Genomic DNA, 17,587 nt, shown 5'->3' with positions numbered 1-17,587 from the left:
CAGCATTCGCGAGCTGGCGCTCGCTCCTACGGATTTTGGGGGCGGCCTGGTATTGCGTACGACACAAATCGCGTAGGAGTGAGCGTAAAGCTCGCGAAAGGGCCCTGAAGTATTCACGGTGAGATCAGCGACTCACTGCAATCCGGAAGCCGTTGCCGCGCCAGAAGCCATTGGCTTCCAGGCTGCCGCGATAGCTGCAGCAGGCTTTCCAGGCCGGGCTGGAAAAGCAGCCGCCGCGCAACACGCGGCGTACGCGGTCCGGGGCGGAGAGGTCTTCGCGGCCGTCGTCTGCATAGGGATACGCAAAACGCGGCTGGCTCATGTCTTCGCCCCACAGCGTGCTGGTCCATTCCCAGACCTGCCCGCACAGGTCGTCGCAGCCCCACGGCGTGCGCCCCAGCGGAAACAGGCCGACCGTGCAGGTGTCGTTCAGCGAGGCTTCTTCGCCATTGCAATGGTCGGCTTGCCACGGGCCTTGCCAGGGATAGCTCAAGCCCGATTGATCCTGGGTGCCGCGGGCCGCGTATTCCCATTCCGGCTCGGTGGGCAGGCGCACCTGTTGATCGTGGCGAATTCGCCCCTCACCTTGCCATTCAAGCGTCAACCAGGCACAGAAAGCCTGCGCATCGTGCCAGGTCAGGTCGACCGCCGGGGCATTACGCCGCTCGGGCAGGCGGCCCTCGACAGAGCGCCATTCGCGCCCGGTGGCCTGGATAAATTGCTGGTAAGCAGCATTGCTGACCGGATAACGCCCCATGCTGAAGGCCGCGACCGACAGCCGATGTGCAGGACGGGCAGTGGCGTATTCGGCGGTGCCCATGCACAGCTCACCAGCGGGTATCGCACACAGCGCCAGCAAATCGCGCGGGTCACCCAAGCGTGCCAGGGCCTGGCCGGCCGCCACTCGTTGATGCAGCGTTGCGCCCGGTTTTTCGATCAGGTTCAGCAGTGCATCCTGTAAACCGGCATGCCCGGCCCCGGCCAGTTCTGCCGCCAGCAGCACGCAGGCCGGCACTTCGCGATGCTGCAACAGCGCGTCGAACAGTTCGCCCGGCGCGTGCAGCGCGCGGGCGTACAGCACAACCGGCCGTTGCGCCTGCACCGGTTGCGAGGCCAGCCACCGGGCAATCTGCGCCGGGCTGCGCTCGACCAGCCCGGCCGCTTGCAGCAGTTGCTGGTTATAACGCGAGTCATCCATCGGCCGCTCTCGTACACGGCGCGCCAGGTCAAACTCGCTGTGCGCTTCATCGACCGTCAAGGCCAGGGCGAACGTCGCCGGATGCCCGGCCCAATCCGCCAGCCAGTGATCGCGCAGCAACTCATAACGCTGCGTGGCCAGCCAGGCCCGACGCTGGCTGGCCAGCAACGGCAGCAACGTGTGCCGCTGCCAGGCAGCGGGCAGGTTCCATTCGCCGCACAGGTCGCTGTCGCCCAGCAACAGCACGTGCAAGGCCGGGTAGCGTTCGCTCAGTTCGCTGGCCTGCGCCAGCAATTGCTGATGGTCATCGAGCAACTGCACGTCGTCGATGATCAACAACAGCGGCTGGCCGGCGTCCAGCCAGTGGCGAGCCAGTTGCTGGTTGTCTTCCATGATCGCCTGCAGGTCACGCGCCACGTGGTACTGCGCTATGGGCAGCGCGCTCCAGGCCAGTTCGCGGCGGTCGCTTTGCTCGTTACGCGGCTCAAGGCGGCGCAACAGATCCGGGTTGAACGATGGATCATCGATCAGCGCGCCACTGGCACACAGCGCCAGATGCCGGGCAAACAGCGACTTGCCGCTGCCGGGCGGGCCTTGCAGCAGCAACAGGCGGTAATCGCGGACCAGTTCCAGTGCCGCCAGATGGATCGGCGGCTGGCTGTCCTGGCCGTCCGTGAAGGTGCGCAGGCCCTTGGCGTCGCGGTCTTCCTGGGTAAAACGTGTCAGCAGCGGGATATAACTGTGCGCCAGCGTCGGGCTGCCCAATTGTTCAAGCTGCTGGCGGGCCAGGTGCTGCATGCGCTGATGCAGGCTCATCGAAACAGCGCCGCCACGTCCGGGTTATGAAAGCGCTGAATCTCCACGGCATAGCCGCCAGGGTCCTTAAAGAAGAAGTGCTCGCAGTAATTGCCGCGCAGAATCGGCGACAGGCCGTCGATGCCCTGCTCTGTCAGGCGCTGATGCCAACCGGCAACGTCTTCATCGACCAGGGTCAGCAAGGCGGCACTCTGCGGCTGGCTGCGCAAATGGCCCTTGGTGCCGTCAACGATGCCGAAGTAGCTGGCGCCGCTGCCAATCCGGTAAATGCGCGCCATGCCCTGGTCCAGCGCCAGCTCCAGACCCAGCACCTGCTCGTAGAAGGTGGCGGCGGCAAGCAGGTCGTCGTAGTAGAAAAAGGTGATTGAGTAGCGGGAATCCATGCTGGCTCCAGAGTCTGTACGAGATTAATGCGCGATCAACAGATCGCCCTTGGCGCCCAGGCTCAACCCGGCAAGGTCGTGGCGGGCGGCGAATAGGACGTGCGGGTGGAACAGGTACAACCACGGCGGATTGGCATTCAATCGCGCCAGACAACGCCCGTAGGCCGCCGCGCGGGCGCCGGGCTCAAGGCTGTGATTGGCCGCCAGAATCAACGGCTCCAGTGCCGGGTCGTCGAACCCTTGCCACCAGACGCCTTGCACCGTCGATGAAATCTTGTCGTTGAGAATCCGGTAGGTGCTGTGCGGCGATGAATCGAAAATCGCCGCATCGCCCATCTGCTTGCGACCGATCTCGCGGGCGTACTCGGGACGATCGTTTTGCACCTCCAGCACACCTTCGATGCCCACACGCGCCAGCGAATCGAGCACAAAGCGGCTGATCTGTTCGGCTTTTTCCGGCATGTACAACGGCGTACGGATCAGCACCTTGGCGCAGCCACCCACCTGATCGAGCAGGTGCCGGGCCAGCGCCGGGTCGTGTCGCAGCGGGCTGATGCCGGCCTGGCGATGCCCGGTGTGCCAGGGGCTGACCACCGTGGCCGACGGTTCGCCCAGGCCCTGCAGCACCTCGTTGACCAGCGCCTGGCTGTCCAGTGCGTGGTTGGCGGCCAGCCGCGCACGCGGATCGCTGAACAGGCCGCTGCTGCAGTTGAGGTACTGCATGACCGACAAGGTGTTGAGGCGCCGCTGCCATTGCCAGCGCGGGTCGAAATCCAGCCGAGCCTCGCCACGCTCCAGGTGGGTGGCGACATCGACCTCGCCTTGCTGCAACAACCGATAGCGCTCCTCGGCGGTGGCGCAGGCGACAAACGCAAGCTGCTGCGGACCCTGCCCGCTCACGCGCTGTAAACGCGCCATGTGCCCGCGGTGAAAATCCACGACACGGTAAGGACCGGTGCCCAGCAATGGCAGGCCTTGCGGGTCTTCGCGGCAAATATAGAACTCGGAAAATATTTCCAGAATGTCGCCGATGGGCTCGGCGCTTTGCATCAGCACGGTGAAATCGTCGCCGGCACTGAAGTGCGCCTGGGCGAAATAGCGCGAATAGGCCCACGGCATGCCGAAGGTGTCGCGCGACGCCAGAATGCCGTCGATGAACGCCAGAATATCGCTGGCCTGGCACAAGTGCCCATCGTGAAAGCGCGCGCCCTGGCGAATCTCGAAGCGCCAGTGGCGGCCATCGGCGCTGTGGCTCCAGCGGGCAAACAGCGCAGGGTGCAACTGGCCGTCCTGCCAGTAACACAAGGGCTCCATGACCAGGTTCTTGAGGGTCAGAATGCTGGTGTCGTCAGTCACCCGGTTGGCGGCAAAGAAGTCGACCTTTTCCAGCGCGACTCGCAGCGCCAGCGTATCCCGTGTCATCGGCTGTTCCTTTTCTTCGGGTTGAACCACTCGGCCAGTGCATCGCCGATCAGGTTGAAGCTCAGCACCGTGAGCAGAATGGCGATGCCGGGCGCCAGGGCGATCCACGGCGAGCGGTCGATAAATTGCAGGTTGGCGGCCAGGTCGCCGCCCCACTCCGATTGCGGTGGTTGAGCGCCAAGACCGAGGTAACCGAGGCTGGCGGTCTGCAAAATGGCGCTGCCCACGCCCAGCGAGGCCTGCACCAGCAGCGGTCCCAGCCCGTTGCGCAGCACATAGCGCAGCAGAATCGTGCGGGTCGGCACACCGATCGAAATCGCCGCCTCGACATAGGGCCGCGCGGTGATGCTCAACGCCTGGCCACGCGCGACCCGGGCAAAGGCCGGCGCCATGCTCAGCGCCACGGCCAGCATGGCATTGACCAGTCCGGGACCGAAGGTCGCCGCCAGGGCAATCGCCAGCACCAGCCCCGGAAACGACAGCAAGGCATCGACCAGACGCATGATCACGCCGTCGACCCAGCCGCCGAAAAAGCCGGCCACCGTGCCCAGGGTTACGCCAGCAGTAAATGCCAGGGCGACCACGCCGCAGCCGATCAGCAAGGTGTACTGGCCACCGTGCAACAGGCGGCTCAGGACATCGCGGCCAAACTGGTCGGTGCCCAGCCAGTGGCCGTTGCCCGGCGCGGCAAAATGCCCGGCCACTGCCATGCGGTCCGGCGCCCAGGCGGTCCATACGCCGGGAAACAGCACCCCGAGCAGAATCAGCGCCAGCAGCGTCAGGCCCAGCAGCGCCAGCGGGTTAGCGCGCAGGTAGTGCTTCAATTCACTCATGCCGTGTGCACTCGCAAGCGTGGGTCGGCGGCCGCGTAGAGCAGGTCGACCAGCAGCGACACGCCCATGTACAGCAAGGCAAACACCAGTGTGGTGCCCTGGATCACCGGGTAGTCGCGGTTATGAATGGCGTCGAGCATGTAACGGCCGATGCCGGGCCAGGCGAACACGGTTTCGGTGAGAATCGCGCCGCCGAGCATTTCGGCAAAGTGCAGGCCGACGATGGTGATCGCCGGCAGCAGCGAGTTGCGCAAGGCGTGTACCCAGACCACCGTGGTTTCGCCCATGCCCTTGGCCCGCGCGGTGCGAATGTAATTTTCGCCCAGGGTTTCGAGCAGGCTGTTGCGGATATAGCGACCGATGACCGCCGCCAGAAACAGCGCCAGCACACAGGTCGGCATGATCATGTGCAGCAACGCATCACCGGCCCCGGCCCAGTTGCCGCGCAGCACGAAGTCCACCAGCACCAGCCCGGTTATCGGCTCGTCGATCCACCACGGGCTGCTGCGCCCGGAAATCGGCAGCCAGCCCAAGTGAATGCTGAACAGGGTTTGCAGGATCAGCGCGGTGACGAATGCCGGCGTCGACACCCCGGCCAGCGACAACAGGCGGATCAGGTGATCGACCCAGGTGCCGCAGCGCAAGGCCGCATAAATACCCAGCGGCACCCCGAGCAGCACCGCAAGCAAGGTCGCCAGCACGGTCAGTTCCAGGGTCGCCGGCAGGCGCTGCAGCACCTCATCGAGCACCGGCTGGCCGCTTTTCAGCGAGGTGCCCAGATTGCCTTGCAGCACACCGCCCAGGTACGTGACGAACTGGCTGTACAGCGGCTCGTCGAGGCGCAACTGCAAACGCAGCGCGGCGATTTGCGCGTTGCTCGCCTCCGGCCCCAACAGGCTTGCCGCCGGGTCACCGGGAATGGCCCGCGACAGCGAGAAAATCAGCAGCAACACCAACAGCAGCACCGGCAGCGCCGCCAAGGTGCGGCGCAAGATAAACGTTTTCACAAGGCCGGCTCCTTGTACACGCTCCAGTATTCATTCAGCGGCGGCGCGCTGTTGAGCAGCAGGCCCTTGACCTGCGGGCGCTTGAACACGATCAGCTTGTTGCTGAACAGATAAATGGCCGGCACGCGCTGAACCAGCTCACGCTGCAACTCGACATAACGCTGGGTGCGGCGTGCCGGCGTGCTTTCTCGCGCGGCATCGACGATCGCCTGGTCCAGCGCAGGGTTGGCCGGCATGCGAAAGGTCATCGCCGAACGCGCCAGGCTCGACAGATAACCGATGGTGATGTGCGCATCGGGGTCGTTGTACCAGGGCTGGCGACCGTCCAGGGCAATGTCGAAATCCCCCGACACATGCCGCGCGCGTAACAGCGAAAACTCTTCCTGGCGGATCTCCAGCTGCACACCGACCTCGGCCAGATTGGCCTGCAGAAACGTCGCCACACTGCTCCACAGCAGGCCTTGATAGGTGTACAGCGTAAGCTTCAGCGTGCCGGGCGGATAACCCGCCTCGCTGAGCAATTGCCGCGCCCTGGCCGGGTCATGAGTAAACGCCTGAGCCTGCAATTGGGTATCGAACGCCCAACTGGCGCTGGGCAACGGCCCATACACCCGCTCGACCGTATCGCCCAGCACATGGCGCACCAGCCCGTCGTAATCCACCGCCCAGGCCATGGCCTGACGCACGCGCAGGTCGCTGACCGGGCTGTCGGTCTTGAGGTTGTTGAATTCCAGCTGGCGCACGATCTGGCTACGCTGCTCGAGCACATCGATCTGCCCGCTATCACGGAAGGCGGCCACATCGTCGGCCACCAGCGTCGACAGCTGGCTGAGCTGCGGACTGATATCCACCCCGCCGTACTTGAGCTCCAGCCGCCGGGTCGCCGCGTCCGGAATGATCCGGTAGACCAGCCGTTGCAACTGCGCAGGGCCACGGAAGTAATCCGGGTTGCGCTCCAGCACCACGTCGGTGTCGGCGCTGTAGCGGCGCAAGCTGAAGGCGCCGCTGCCCACCGGCTGGCGCCCGGTTTGCACGCTGCTGACATCGACGATGGCCGCCTGCGGCTGGGCCAGCAAGGCGCCAAGAATCGGCGTCGGCTCATCAAGGTCAATGCGCAGGCTCAACGGCCCGGTCACCACGATGGCGCGGACCGGCTTGAAACTGGCGGCCAGAAAAGGATTGCCGGCACGCGCCCGCTCCAGCGAGCGGCGCACGGCCTCGGCATCCACAGGGTTACCGTTCTGGAAACGCACGCCAGCGCGCAGGTTCAGCGTCAGTTGCCGGCCGTCTGCCGACCATTGCCAGTCTTTGGCCAGACGCCCTTGCAGGTGCTCGAAGCGCGGCGGCGCCCAGGCCAGCAAGGTGTCGAACAGATTAAGGATGATCTCGCTGCCCACCGGCTCTGCCCTGTTCAGCGCAGGATCGAGACCGACCGGGTCCGACGGCACGGCGATGACCAGCGTCGCCTGGCGCTGCGGGCTGGTGTCCGGCTGGCACGCGGCCAGGCACAGCAAGCCTAACCCCAACATCAGCGAGCGACGCAATGGCAGAAAACGAGCGTTCAACGCACACCTCATGGAAATCCCGCACTCCACAAGGTGAAGCAGGTTTTGATATGCCACGTAATATATCAGCGCAGCAAAAACCCGCCTAAGAGCGTTAAGCGATTAACTTATAACGAAAAAACCGGTTTCTATTCACCGAGTACCAAGCCGCGTTTCAGCCAGCTGTAGAGGTTCAAGCCTTCCTTGGACAACTGGCCTTCCGCACGCCGACACAAACAATAGGCACGCCCGTCATCCAGCGAATGCTCGGCCAGTTTCACCAGCTCACCGCGATCGCGCAGCCCGCTGATCAACGGTTCGCGCAGCAAGGCCACGCCCAGCCCGGTCTGCGCGGCCGTGAGTGCAAGCTGCCCGTCTTCGAACAGCAAGCCTTGCAACGCAGACGGATGACGCAGCCCGGCAGTCTGGAACCATTGCGCCCAGGTGCCGCGCTCTTCGTCGTGCAGCAGCGGCAGTTCGGTCAGCGCCTGAAGTGAATCCAGCGGCCCGTGACGCTTTAAAAAGGCCGGGCTGCACCACGGCGTGACGGCGCCGGACATGAGCGGCTCGCTGTGGTAACCGGGCCAGTGGCCGGTGCCGAAACGAATCGAGATGTCGGCGGCATCGCTGGGGTAGCTGCGGTGGTTGGCGTAGGTGACGTTGACGTCGACACCCGGGTTTTCGGCGAGGAATTCGGCCAGCCGGGGAATGAACAGATTGATGCCGAACATCGGGATCAGGCTGATGGTGATCTGCCGGGTGGCCGACTGTTCACGCACATGGTCGGTGGCGCTGCGCAGCACCGCGAAGGCCGAGCGAATGGCCCGGTAATACTCGCGACCCTCATCGGTGAGGATCAGGTTGCGGCCCTGGCGCGAGGTCAGCGGCTGGCCGAGAAACTCTTCCAGCAGGCGCAACTGGTGACTGATCGCCGAGGCCGACACATCGAGCTCACGCGCGGCGGCATTGACCCCGCCGTGGCGGGCAAAGGCCTCGAAGGTGCGCACGGCGCGCAACGGCGGATCACTCGTTAACTGTTCTAAATTATTCATGTGTTGAGCTTAATGCCAATTAGCCGAATTCAGAAACCCACTATTTACTGGAACAAAACAAATTCAACAATTGAATTCGCACGCATATAACCATATGAATTTTGGATATTTGATAAAAACAGAATAAATACCTACTGTGCCGCCTTTGCTTGCTGGCGCTTTCTTGTTCATGGATACCTTTATTCAACAATTGCTCAACGGCCTGGTGCTCGGCAGCCTCTATGCGCTGATCGCGCTGGGCTACACCATGGTTTACGGGATCTTGCGCATCATCAACTTCGCCCATGGCGATGTGTTGATGGTCGGCGCGCTGGTCGGCCTGTCGGTGATTCATGGGTTGCAGGCCAGCCTGCCGGGTTGCCCGGACCTGCTGGTATTGGCCATCGCCACGGTGCTGGCCATGGCGGCCTGTGCGTTGCTGGCCGGGGTGATCGAGCGGGTTGCCTACCGCCGCCTGCGTGATGCACCGCGTCTGGCGCCGCTGATCAGTGGCCTGGGCGTGTCGCTGCTGTTGCAGACCGTGGCGATGATTATCTGGAGCCGCAACCCGCAGATGTTCCCGCAACTGCTGCCGCTGGACCCGATCGAGATCACCGCGGGCAGTGAAGAGCACGCGCCGGCGATCACCAATGTCACCGCCATCGCTACCGTGGTCATTGCCATGGCGGTGATGGGCGCCCTGTTGCTGCTGGTCAACCGCACCCGCCTGGGCCGCGCCATGCGTGCGGTGGCCGAGAACCCGCAAGTAGCCAGCCTGATGGGCATCAACCCCAACCGGGTAATCGTGTTGACCTTTGCCATCGGCGGCGCCCTGGCGGCGCTGGCCGGCATCATGATGGCCAGCAACTACGGCAACGCGCATTTCTCGATGGGCTTCCTGCCCGGCATCAAGGCCTTTACCGCCGCTGTACTGGGCGGCATCGGCAACCTCAAGGGCGCGATGCTCGGCGGCGTGCTGCTGGGCCTGATCGAGTCGCTGGGCACCGGTTACCTGGGCGAACTCACCAACGGTGTGTTCGGCAGCAATTATCAGGACGTTTTTGCCTTCATGGTGCTGATCGCCGTGCTGGTGCTGCGCCCTTCGGGCCTGCTCGGCGAGCGGCTGGCGGTGCGCGCATGATCAGTCTGGCCTTGAACCTCAAACGCGCTGCCAGTCCGAAACTGGGCCTGGTGCTGTTTGCCGCCGCGCTGTTGCTGGCGCCGTGGATCGCCGGTTACACGGGCGGCAATGCCTGGGTGCGGACCCTGGATTTCGCCCTGTTGTACATCATGCTCGCCCTGGGTCTGAACATCGTGGTCGGTTATGCCGGGCTGCTGGACCTTGGCTTTATTGCCTTTTACGCACTGGGCGCGTATCTGGCCGCATTGCTGTCGTCGCCGCACTTGCTGACCCAGTTTCCGGCGCTGGCCGCGATGCTGCCCGACGGCCTGCACACCTCGATCTGGCTGATCCTGCCGCTGGCCGCCTTGCTCGCCGCAGGGCTCGGCATCGTCCTCGGTGCGCCGACCTTGCGCTTGCGCGGCGATTATCTGGCCATCGTCACGTTGGGCTTTGGCGAGATCATCCGCATCTTCATGCGCAATCTCGATCGGCCGGTGAACATCACCAATGGCCCGAAAGGCATCTCTTCAATCGAGCCGGTGCAGGTGTTCGGCATCAATCTGGCGCGTACCCAGGAACTCTTTGGCCTCAAGTTGCCGTCGGTGTACCTCTATTACTATCTGTTCGCCGCGCTGGCGGTGCTGATCATGCTCGCCTGCCTGCGCCTGCAAGACTCGCGCATTGGCCGTGCGTGGATGGCGATTCGTGAGGATGAAGAAGCCGCGGCGGCCATGGGCCTGAACACCAAGCGCCTGAAGCTGCTGGCGTTCGCCATCGGCGCGGCCTTTGGCGGCATTGGCGGCGCGTTGTTTGCCTCGTTTCAGGGCTTTGTTTCGCCCGAATCGTTCACCCTCAACGAATCGGTGGCGGTGCTGGCCATGGTCGTGCTCGGCGGCATGGGCCACATTCCCGGCGTGATTCTGGGCTGTGTGCTGCTGGCCGCCTTGCCTGAAGTGCTGCGCGCGAGCATGGGCAGCCTGCAACTGGCGCTGTTTGGTGAAGTACTGGTCGACCCGGAAGTGATCCGCCAACTGGTCTACGGCCTGGCACTGATTCTGGTGATGCATTTCAGACCGACAGGTCTATGGCCTGCGCAGCGGGAGCGTGCACGATGAGCACGCCACTGCTGCATATTCACAGCGTGCATAAACACTTCGGTGGTGTCGCCGCGCTGCAAGGCGTCGACCTGCAGATTCAGGCCGGCGAAGTGCACGGCCTGATCGGCCCCAATGGCGCCGGCAAGACCACTTTTTTCAACGTGATGACCGGGCTGTACCAGGCCGACAGCGGCCACTTTGCGTTGCAGGGCCAGGCGTACAAACCGTCCTCGGTGCATGAAGTGGCGCGCGCCGGCATTGCCCGCACCTTCCAGAACATCCGCCTGTTCAAGGCCATGACCGCGCTGGAAAACGTCATGGTCGGTCGCCATGTGCGCACCCGTAACGGCCTGCTTGCCGCCTTGCTGCGCCATGGCCGCGCCCGCCGTGAAGAAGCCGAGACCCGCGACATCGCCCAACAGTGGCTGGAGTATGTCGGCATCGGCGAGCTGGCCGGGCAGCGCGCCGACACCTTGTCGTACGGCCATCAACGACGCCTGGAAATCGCCCGGGCCCTGGCCACCGAGCCGCGCCTGCTGGCGCTGGACGAACCGGCGGCCGGCATGAACGCCACGGAGAAACAGCAATTGCGCACGCTGCTGGCAAAGATCCGCGACGACGGCCGCACCCTGCTGTTGATCGAACACGACGTCAAACTGGTGATGGGCCTGTGCGATCGCATTACCGTCCTCGACCACGGCCAGGTCATCGCCCGCGGCACGCCGCAGCAGGTGCGTAATGACCCGCAGGTGATCGAAGCCTATCTGGGAGCCGGTGCTCATGCCTGAAGCCCTGCTGGAAATCCGCAACCTGAGCGTGCATTACGGTGCCATCGAGGCGGTGAAATCGCTGAACCTGCACGTTGAAGCCGGCGAACACGTGACGCTGATCGGCGCCAACGGTGCCGGCAAGACCTCGACGCTCAAGGCGTTGACCGGTTTGATCCCGGCCAGCGCAGGCAGCCTGCACTTTGCCGGCCAGCCACTCAACAACCTCGCCGCCCACGAGCGTTTGAAGCTGGGCCTGGCGATGGTGCCCGAAGGCCGTGGTGTGTTTGCGCGCATGAGCGTGCTGGAAAACCTGCACGCCGGCGCCTCTCTGCGCCGCGATACGGCAGCGATCGACGACGATATCGAACGGATACTCGACAGCTTTGCGCACCTGCGCCGGCGCTTGCAGCAACCGGCCGGGCTGATGTCCGGCGGCGAACAACAGATGCTCGCACTGGGCCGCGCCCTGATGTCGCGCCCGCGCCTGCTGGTACTCGACGAACCGTCGATGGGCCTGGCGCCGGTGATGGTCGAGAAGATTTTTCAAGTGATTGAGCAGGTGTGCCGCACCGGCATGACGTTGCTGCTGGTGGAACAGAACGCCCGCCTGGCGCTGCAAGTCACCCAGCGCGGCTATGTGATGGACAGCGGCCGGATCAGCCTGCAAGGCGCCTCGCCACAACTGCTCGACGACCCGCAGGTACGCGCGGCATATCTGGGGGAATAACCACCTGACTCAAGCCACACACGCTCTTGTAGGAGCGCGCTCTGCCCGCGATTGAGTGCGTAGCGCTCACAAAAATCTGCGGAACACTGAAAGGTTACGGCTGCTAACGCAGCCGGTCGGCCGAGTGCCGCCCAAGGCAGCGCGCGTGCCTGCAAGGGTTACAACCGATCGTTCTATAAAATTCCGACGCCACCGGGCCTCCGGCGTGTACCTCATAGCAATAAGCCCAAGGAACCACAGCATGCATTACCCTGCCCTGATCAAACGTGCCACCCTCGCCGGCCTGCTGCTGAGCAGCCTGGCGTCAAGCATTGCCCTGGCCGACCAGACCGTGCTCATCGGTCTTGCCGGCCCGTTGACCGGACCGTCGGCGCGGATCGGCAAGGACCTGGAAAACGGCGCGCAACTGGCCATCGACGCGGCCAACGCGCGCAAGCCGACCATCGGCGGCGAGGCGGTGACCTACAAGCTGATCTCGGAAGACGACCAGTCCGACCCGCGCACCGCCGTGACCGTTGCCCAGCGCCTGGTCGATGCCGGTGTCGTCGGCGTGGTCGGCCACTGGAACACCGGTACCAGCATCCCCGCCGCCCGTGTCTATCACGATGCCGGCATTGCCCAGGTTGCGCCGGTCGCCACCGGCCATGGCTATACCCAGCAAGGCTTCGACACCAGCCTGCGGGTCATGGGCCATGACGACGACGGCGGCCAGGTGGCCGGCCAGTACGCGCTGCAAACCCTCAAGGCCAAGCGCATCGCCGTGCTCGATGACCGCACCGCATTCGGCCAGGGCCTGGCCGATCAGTTCGTCAAATCCATCGAGGCCGGCGGCAGCAAGGTGGTGGCGCGCGAATACGTCGACGACAAGACCATCGACTTCAGCGCCGTGCTGACCAGCATCCGCAGCAAGAACCCGGACCTGATCTTCTTCGGCGGCGTCGACGCCCAGGCTGCGCCCCTGGCCAAGCGCCTCAAGCAATTGGGCATCAAGGCGACGTTGATGGGCGCAGGTGGCTTTGTCAGCCAGACCTTCCTGACCCTGGCGCAAAACGACGGCGAAGGCGTGATCGCCCTGGAGCCGGGTCTTGCCGTCGAGCAAATGCCGGGCGGCAAGGCGTTCGAGCAAGCCTATAAAAAACGCTACAAGCAGCCAATCGAACTGCATGCGCCGTTTGCCTACGACGGTGTCGGCGTGCTGATCGCCGCGGTGGAAAAAGCCGGCTCCACAGACCCGAAAAAGTACCTGCCGGTGCTGCGCGCCAGCGAGTATCAGGGCGTGACCGGCACCCTGGCGTTCGATGCGCAGGGCAACCTGAAAAACCCGACCTTCACCGTTTACCAGGTGAAAGCCAACAAATGGCAGCCCGTCAGCGTCGCCGGCGGTAAGCCCTGAATAGCCCGGCTTGAATAACAAGTGATACGGGGCGGTCAACGCCGCCCCGACCGTGAGGAGAACCGACATGAGCGCTGTGCAAGGCGAACTGGGTATTTTGGCCCGGCGGCGAATCGAAGCCGAAATCATCAAGCCGATCTACGAGATCCTGGTCCGCGACTACGGCAAGCAACAGGCGCAGGCGGTGATCGGCGAAGCGGTGTCGCAAGCGGCGGTCAAGGCCGGTAAATACTTTGCCGAGCGCGAGCCGAACGGCCCGGACCTGGCCGGTTTCGTCGCCCTGCAAACCCTGTGGGAGCAGGACGATGCGCTGAAGGTCGAGATCATCGCCAGCGACGCCACCCACTACGACTACGACGTACACCGCTGCCGCTACGCCGAGATGTACCGCGAGATGGGCCTGGGCGAGATCGGCCACTTGCTGTCGTGCAACCGCGACGAGCTGTTTATCGTCGGCTACGACCCCAACGTCGAGCTGGTGCGCACCAAAACCTTGATGCAGGGCGATTCGCACTGCAACTTCCGCTACAAGGTCAAGAACCCGGAGTCCGGACAATGAGCAGCGTGCCGCGCATCAACGGCCAGCGCCTGTGGGATTCGCTGATGGAAATGGCGCAGATCGGCGCCACCGTCAATGGCGGCGTGTCACGCCTGGCGCTGACCGAGGAAGACCGCCAGGGCCGCGAGCTGTTCAAGCGCTGGGCCATCGAAGCCGGTTGCAGCATCAAGGTCGACGCCATGGGCAACCAGTTCGCCCGGCGCCCCGGCCGCAATGACAGCCTGGCGCCGGTGCTGACCGGTTCGCATGGCGACTCGCAGCCGGCCGGCGGCAAGTTCGACGGCATTTACGGCGTGCTGGCTGGCCTGGAAGTGATCCGCAGCCTCAACGATCACGGCATTGAAACCGAACGCAGCCTTGAAGTGGTCAACTGGACCAACGAAGAAGGCTCGCGCTTCGCCCCGGCGATGATTGCCTCCGGGGTCTACACCGGGGTTTTCGATCTGGACTACGGCCTGTCGCGCACCGACGCGCAAGGCATCAGCATTGGTCAGGCCTTGCAAAGCATCGGCTACGCCGGCAGCGAACCGATGGGTAATCGGGAGATTCATGCAGCGTTCGAGCTGCATATCGAACAAGGGCCGATTCTGGAAGCCGAAGGCCTCGACATCGGCGTGGTGACCGGCGCACAAGGCCAGCGCTGGTACGACATCGAACTCAAGGGCCGCAGCGCCCACGCCGGCACCACACCGATGAACCACCGCCTCGATGCCTTGCTGGGCCTGGCGCGGGTGGTCGAAGCGGTGAATAAGATCGGCGTGGCCGAAGGCGACGAAGGCCGCGCCACGGTGGGCTGGGTGCAGGTGTTTCCCAACTCACGCAATGTGGTACCAGGACGGGTGGCGTTCAGCGTCGAGTTTCGTCACCCGGACGAAAGCGTACTGGAACGGCTGGATGGACAACTGCGCGATGAAGTTGAGGCGATTGCCCGGGCGAGCGGCTTGCAGCACAGCCTCAAGCAGATCTTTCAATACGCGCCGATCAACTTCGACGCCGACTGTATCGGGCGGGTCGAACGCGCGGCGGTTGAACTGGGTTACAGCCACAAACGCATGATCTCAGGGGCCGGACACGACGCCTGCTACCTGAACCGCGTGGCGCCGACCTCAATGATTTTCGTGCCGTGCGTGGAGGGTTTGAGCCATAACGAAGCGGAGCACATCCACCCGCACTGGGCCGAAGCCGGGGCAAATGTGCTGCTGCACGCGATGCTGGCCAAGGCCGCCGCCACAGCTAACCTTGGGGTGCCTGCACCTTAGCCTTCGCGAGCTGGCGCTCGCTCCCACGGATTTTGGTCTGGCCTTGAGACTGAGCACGACACAAATTGCGTAGGAGCGAGCGCAGCTCGCGAAAGGGCCAGTGAAACCAGCACATTTGTGGTGACTGCACCTTCGCATTCGCGAGCTTGCGCTCGCTCCCACGGATTTTGGGCTGGCCTTGATACTGAGCACGACACAAATTGCGTAGGAGCGAGCGCAGCTCGCGAAAGGGCCAGTGAAATCAACACATTTGTGGTGAATGCACCTTCGCCTTCGCGAGCTGGCGCTCGCTCCCACGGAGTTTGGGCTGGCCTTGATACTGAGCACGACACAAATTACGTAGGAGCGAGCGCAGCTCGCGAAAGGGCCAGTGAAATCAGCACATTTGTGGTGACTACACCTCCGCCTTCGCGAGCTTGCGCTCGCTCCTACCGAGTTTGGGCTGGCCTTGATACTGAGCACGACACAAATTGCGTAGGAGCGAGCGCAGCTCGCGAATGCTGGCTCAGATCCATACCGCATCCCACAGTGGATAATCGCCCACACGCCTTACCAGACCTGCACGTATTGGATTGGCTATCACATAGCGCGCCAATGGCCGTAAGTCATCCTCAGAGCGTATGGCCCGGTCGTGATAGCCGGGTTGCCACAGTGCGTGCTGTCCCGGCAGGTCTTTGAGAATGGCAAGGGCACTGCGCGATTTAACCTTTTGCATCAGCCACGGCAATGAGCTGTGCCGCAATTCGAACAACCAGTGAAAATGATCCGGCATGATCACCCAGGCCAGCGAGCGAGCCCATTGCTGTTCTTCACAGAGCCTGAGTTCATGCACCAGGCGTCGTGCCAGATGGAAGTCCTGGAACACCGGCTGTCTATCCCTGACGACCGAGGTCACCCTGTAAACCTGGCCAGCGGCCGAATACCGGCCAATCCGTAAACGTAGTGCTGCTGCGTATCCTGACATTCCTTTGTCCTCACGATTGGGCCACGCATCGTGCGCTGCTCATCGTCGAGGTTGCTTCGCCAAGTAATGTCAGGCTGTTGCAGGGCGAGTACCGGTCAGCGCTCGCGAGCCAAGGCGGCGGGTGATCTCCTGCGGATCGGCGTTAACCGCCTTAAATCCTGAGCTCCCTACCAGAGGGCGATGTCGTAGGTCAGGTAGATTCGATTGCTGTCGCGGCCACGGGAGAAATCGGAGCGGTATACATAGTTGCGATACTTGACCCCCAGCCCCTTGAAGCTGCCGGACTGCACCACGTAGGCCAGTTCTGCGTCGCGTTCCCATTCCTTGATCGTGCTGCTGGACTTGCCGTCATTGCCGCTCAGGTAGCGGGTCGAGAAGGTCAAGCCGGGCACGCCCAGTTGCTTGAAGTCGTAGGCATAGCCGAGCATCCAGGTTTTCTCGTCTTCCTCGATGAACTTGCCTATCCCGACGTTACTGAACGAGTACACCGTGGCGCCGCTGATATACGGCAGGCCCGCATCACCGCTGAGCACTTGGTAGCCGGCATTCACGGTGTGGCCTTGCAGCGCATACGACAGTTGGCCGCTGAGCATCTGGTTATCGATCTTGCCGTCGTAAGCGGCACCGGCGTCGGTGCTGTGGAAATAGCGCAGGTCGCTGGTCAGCACACCGCCTCCCAGCGGCAGGTCGTGTTGAATGCCCGCGAAGTTCTGCCGGTAGAAGTTTTCCAGCTCGCCATAGAAGTAGCTCAGGCGCACGCTCTTGCCCAGCTTGTACTCGGCGCCGGCGTAGTTGAAGTCGCCGCTCTTGCCGCCGCTGTAGCCATCCGGGATCAGCGGCATGCTGTCGCTGGAATCGCGCAGTTTGAAGCGATTCAGATGACCACCGGAAAGCGTCAGGTTATCGATGTCGGTGCTGCTCACATGCGCGCCCTGGTAGGTTTGCGGCAACAGGCGCGCATCGTTGTAGATCAGCACCGGCATTCTGGGCAGCAAGGTGCCGTATTTGACCGTGGTTTTGGCCAGCCGCAGCTTGGCGGTCACGCCCGCGCTGGCGACCTCGTCGGCGGCGCGACCGTCGCTGTGCACCGGCAGCAGGCCCGTGCCGCTGCGACCGCGGCCGGAATCGAGCTTGACTCCGAACAAGCCGATGGCATCGACGCCCACGCCCACCGTGCCCTGGGAGAAACCGGACTGGTAATCGAGCAAAAAGCCCTGTGCCCATTCGGTGCGCTCGCTCTTGGCCGTGCGCGCCGCGTTGACGCTGAGGCCGTGTTCATCGCGGAAATTTTCATTGAAGTAGACGTTGCGCGCTTGCAGCTTCAGCTTGCTGTCATCGACAAAGCCTTCGGCGCAGGCGCTGGCCAGCGGCAACAACGCAAACACAGGCAAAACAGCACCGCGAGTAATCAAGGTATTCATGGCAAGCGACTCATTGTTGTTATTAAGGACGCAGCCCGGC

16 protein-coding genes are annotated in these 17,587 nt (G+C 63.4%); 7 read left to right on the top strand and 9 right to left on the bottom strand.

All coding sequences use genetic code 11. The features are described 5' to 3' along the window. Nucleotides 1–124 precede the first annotated feature (124 nt). From ACYAS9_RS11930 to ACYAS9_RS11900, 7 genes are all read right to left on the bottom strand, one after another. On the bottom strand, nucleotides 125–2,014 hold the full coding sequence (locus tag ACYAS9_RS11930) for an SUMF1/EgtB/PvdO family nonheme iron enzyme (RefSeq protein ID WP_463568504.1): 1,890 nt from the start codon (nucleotides 2,012–2,014) through the stop codon (nucleotides 125–127). Next, a complete protein-coding gene (locus tag ACYAS9_RS11925) occupies nucleotides 2,011–2,397 on the bottom strand; it encodes a VOC family protein (RefSeq protein ID WP_463568503.1) in 387 nt (128 codons plus the stop codon). The genes ACYAS9_RS11930 and ACYAS9_RS11925 overlap by 4 nt, the downstream gene beginning before the upstream one ends. 24 nt (nucleotides 2,398–2,421) lie before the next feature. After that, nucleotides 2,422–3,819 (bottom strand): ABC transporter substrate-binding protein, encoded by a 1,398-nt coding sequence (locus ACYAS9_RS11920; protein WP_463568502.1) that lies wholly within the window; start codon nucleotides 3,817–3,819, stop codon nucleotides 2,422–2,424. Further along, nucleotides 3,816–4,652 (bottom strand): ABC transporter permease, encoded by an 837-nt coding sequence (locus tag ACYAS9_RS11915; RefSeq protein WP_463568501.1) that lies wholly within the window; start codon nucleotides 4,650–4,652, stop codon nucleotides 3,816–3,818. Before ACYAS9_RS11915 ends, ACYAS9_RS11920 begins: the two co-directional genes overlap by 4 nt. Beyond that, the gene (locus ACYAS9_RS11910; protein WP_463568500.1) at nucleotides 4,649–5,659 is read right to left on the bottom strand and encodes an ABC transporter permease; all 1,011 of its coding nucleotides are present in this window, start codon (nucleotides 5,657–5,659) and stop codon (nucleotides 4,649–4,651) included. The genes ACYAS9_RS11915 and ACYAS9_RS11910 overlap by 4 nt, the downstream gene beginning before the upstream one ends. Next, nucleotides 5,656–7,224, bottom strand: coding sequence for an ABC transporter substrate-binding protein (locus ACYAS9_RS11905; protein ID WP_463568499.1), 1,569 nt, complete (start codon nucleotides 7,222–7,224; stop codon nucleotides 5,656–5,658). The genes ACYAS9_RS11910 and ACYAS9_RS11905 overlap by 4 nt, the downstream gene beginning before the upstream one ends. A 128-nt stretch (nucleotides 7,225–7,352) precedes the next feature. Further along, a complete protein-coding gene (locus tag ACYAS9_RS11900) occupies nucleotides 7,353–8,255 on the bottom strand; it encodes a LysR substrate-binding domain-containing protein (RefSeq protein ID WP_463568498.1) in 903 nt (300 codons plus the stop codon). A gap of 169 nt (nucleotides 8,256–8,424) precedes the next feature. Between ACYAS9_RS11900 and ACYAS9_RS11895 the strand changes: the two genes are divergently transcribed. The 7 genes from ACYAS9_RS11895 to ACYAS9_RS11865 all read left to right on the top strand — a co-directional run bounded on the left by ACYAS9_RS11895 (nucleotide 8,425) and on the right by ACYAS9_RS11865 (nucleotide 15,162). Continuing rightward, nucleotides 8,425–9,375, top strand: a complete 951-nt coding sequence (locus tag ACYAS9_RS11895; RefSeq protein ID WP_463568497.1) for a branched-chain amino acid ABC transporter permease — start codon at nucleotides 8,425–8,427, stop codon at nucleotides 9,373–9,375. Beyond that, entirely contained in the window at nucleotides 9,372–10,472 is a 1,101-nt protein-coding gene (locus tag ACYAS9_RS11890; protein ID WP_463568496.1) for an ABC transporter permease subunit, read from the top strand. The genes ACYAS9_RS11895 and ACYAS9_RS11890 overlap by 4 nt, the downstream gene beginning before the upstream one ends. Next, entirely contained in the window at nucleotides 10,469–11,242 is a 774-nt protein-coding gene (locus ACYAS9_RS11885; protein WP_463568495.1) for an ABC transporter ATP-binding protein, read from the top strand. The genes ACYAS9_RS11890 and ACYAS9_RS11885 overlap by 4 nt, the downstream gene beginning before the upstream one ends. Beyond that, nucleotides 11,235–11,951, top strand: a complete 717-nt coding sequence (locus ACYAS9_RS11880) for an ABC transporter ATP-binding protein (RefSeq protein ID WP_463568494.1) — start codon at nucleotides 11,235–11,237, stop codon at nucleotides 11,949–11,951. Before ACYAS9_RS11885 ends, ACYAS9_RS11880 begins: the two co-directional genes overlap by 8 nt. 241 nt (nucleotides 11,952–12,192) lie before the next feature. Further along, complete coding sequence (locus tag ACYAS9_RS11875) at nucleotides 12,193–13,344, top strand: branched-chain amino acid ABC transporter substrate-binding protein (RefSeq protein WP_463568493.1); 1,152 nt, start codon at nucleotides 12,193–12,195, stop codon at nucleotides 13,342–13,344. Nucleotides 13,345–13,411: 67 nt separating this feature from the next. Beyond that, nucleotides 13,412–13,903, top strand: coding sequence for an L-2-amino-thiazoline-4-carboxylic acid hydrolase (locus ACYAS9_RS11870; protein WP_463568492.1), 492 nt, complete (start codon nucleotides 13,412–13,414; stop codon nucleotides 13,901–13,903). Then, entirely contained in the window at nucleotides 13,900–15,162 is a 1,263-nt protein-coding gene (locus ACYAS9_RS11865) for an allantoate amidohydrolase (protein ID WP_463568491.1), read from the top strand. The genes ACYAS9_RS11870 and ACYAS9_RS11865 overlap by 4 nt, the downstream gene beginning before the upstream one ends. A 505-nt stretch (nucleotides 15,163–15,667) precedes the next feature. Here the strand turns inward: ACYAS9_RS11865 and ACYAS9_RS11860 are convergent. Together ACYAS9_RS11860 and ACYAS9_RS11855 are read right to left on the bottom strand one after the other, a co-directional pair. Next, a complete protein-coding gene (locus ACYAS9_RS11860; RefSeq protein WP_463568490.1) occupies nucleotides 15,668–16,126 on the bottom strand; it encodes an REP-associated tyrosine transposase in 459 nt (152 codons plus the stop codon). 167 nt (nucleotides 16,127–16,293) lie between these two features. Further along, nucleotides 16,294–17,547, bottom strand: a complete 1,254-nt coding sequence (locus ACYAS9_RS11855; RefSeq protein ID WP_463568489.1) for an OprD family porin — start codon at nucleotides 17,545–17,547, stop codon at nucleotides 16,294–16,296. Between the last annotated feature and the right edge of the window lie 40 nt (nucleotides 17,548–17,587).

The organism is Pseudomonas sp. HP_08, from assembly GCF_055284095.1.
The sequence above is the reverse complement of the archived record's forward strand: the minus strand, read 5'-3'. Positions and strand labels throughout refer to the sequence as shown.

What these genes read in the sequence shown, in the direction of transcription:
- ACYAS9_RS11885 (WP_463568495.1), top strand. Translation starts at nt 10,469, where the DNA reads ATGAGCACGCCACTGCTGCATATTCACAGCGTGCATAAACACTTCGGT.
- ACYAS9_RS11895 (WP_463568497.1), top strand. Translation starts at nt 8,425, where the DNA reads ATGGATACCTTTATTCAACAATTGCTCAACGGCCTGGTGCTCGGCAGC.
- ACYAS9_RS11890 (WP_463568496.1), top strand. Translation starts at nt 9,372, where the DNA reads ATGATCAGTCTGGCCTTGAACCTCAAACGCGCTGCCAGTCCGAAACTG.
- ACYAS9_RS11930 (WP_463568504.1), bottom strand. Translation starts at nt 2,014, where the DNA reads ATGAGCCTGCATCAGCGCATGCAGCACCTGGCCCGCCAGCAGCTTGAA.
- ACYAS9_RS11920 (WP_463568502.1), bottom strand. Translation starts at nt 3,819, where the DNA reads ATGACACGGGATACGCTGGCGCTGCGAGTCGCGCTGGAAAAGGTCGAC.
- ACYAS9_RS11925 (WP_463568503.1), bottom strand. Translation starts at nt 2,397, where the DNA reads ATGGATTCCCGCTACTCAATCACCTTTTTCTACTACGACGACCTGCTT.
- ACYAS9_RS11875 (WP_463568493.1), top strand. Translation starts at nt 12,193, where the DNA reads ATGCATTACCCTGCCCTGATCAAACGTGCCACCCTCGCCGGCCTGCTG.
- ACYAS9_RS11865 (WP_463568491.1), top strand. Translation starts at nt 13,900, where the DNA reads ATGAGCAGCGTGCCGCGCATCAACGGCCAGCGCCTGTGGGATTCGCTG.
- ACYAS9_RS11915 (WP_463568501.1), bottom strand. Translation starts at nt 4,652, where the DNA reads ATGAGTGAATTGAAGCACTACCTGCGCGCTAACCCGCTGGCGCTGCTG.
- ACYAS9_RS11900 (WP_463568498.1), bottom strand. Translation starts at nt 8,255, where the DNA reads ATGAATAATTTAGAACAGTTAACGAGTGATCCGCCGTTGCGCGCCGTG.
- ACYAS9_RS11880 (WP_463568494.1), top strand. Translation starts at nt 11,235, where the DNA reads ATGCCTGAAGCCCTGCTGGAAATCCGCAACCTGAGCGTGCATTACGGT.
- ACYAS9_RS11860 (WP_463568490.1), bottom strand. Translation starts at nt 16,126, where the DNA reads ATGTCAGGATACGCAGCAGCACTACGTTTACGGATTGGCCGGTATTCG.
- ACYAS9_RS11870 (WP_463568492.1), top strand. Translation starts at nt 13,412, where the DNA reads ATGAGCGCTGTGCAAGGCGAACTGGGTATTTTGGCCCGGCGGCGAATC.
- ACYAS9_RS11855 (WP_463568489.1), bottom strand. Translation starts at nt 17,547, where the DNA reads ATGAATACCTTGATTACTCGCGGTGCTGTTTTGCCTGTGTTTGCGTTG.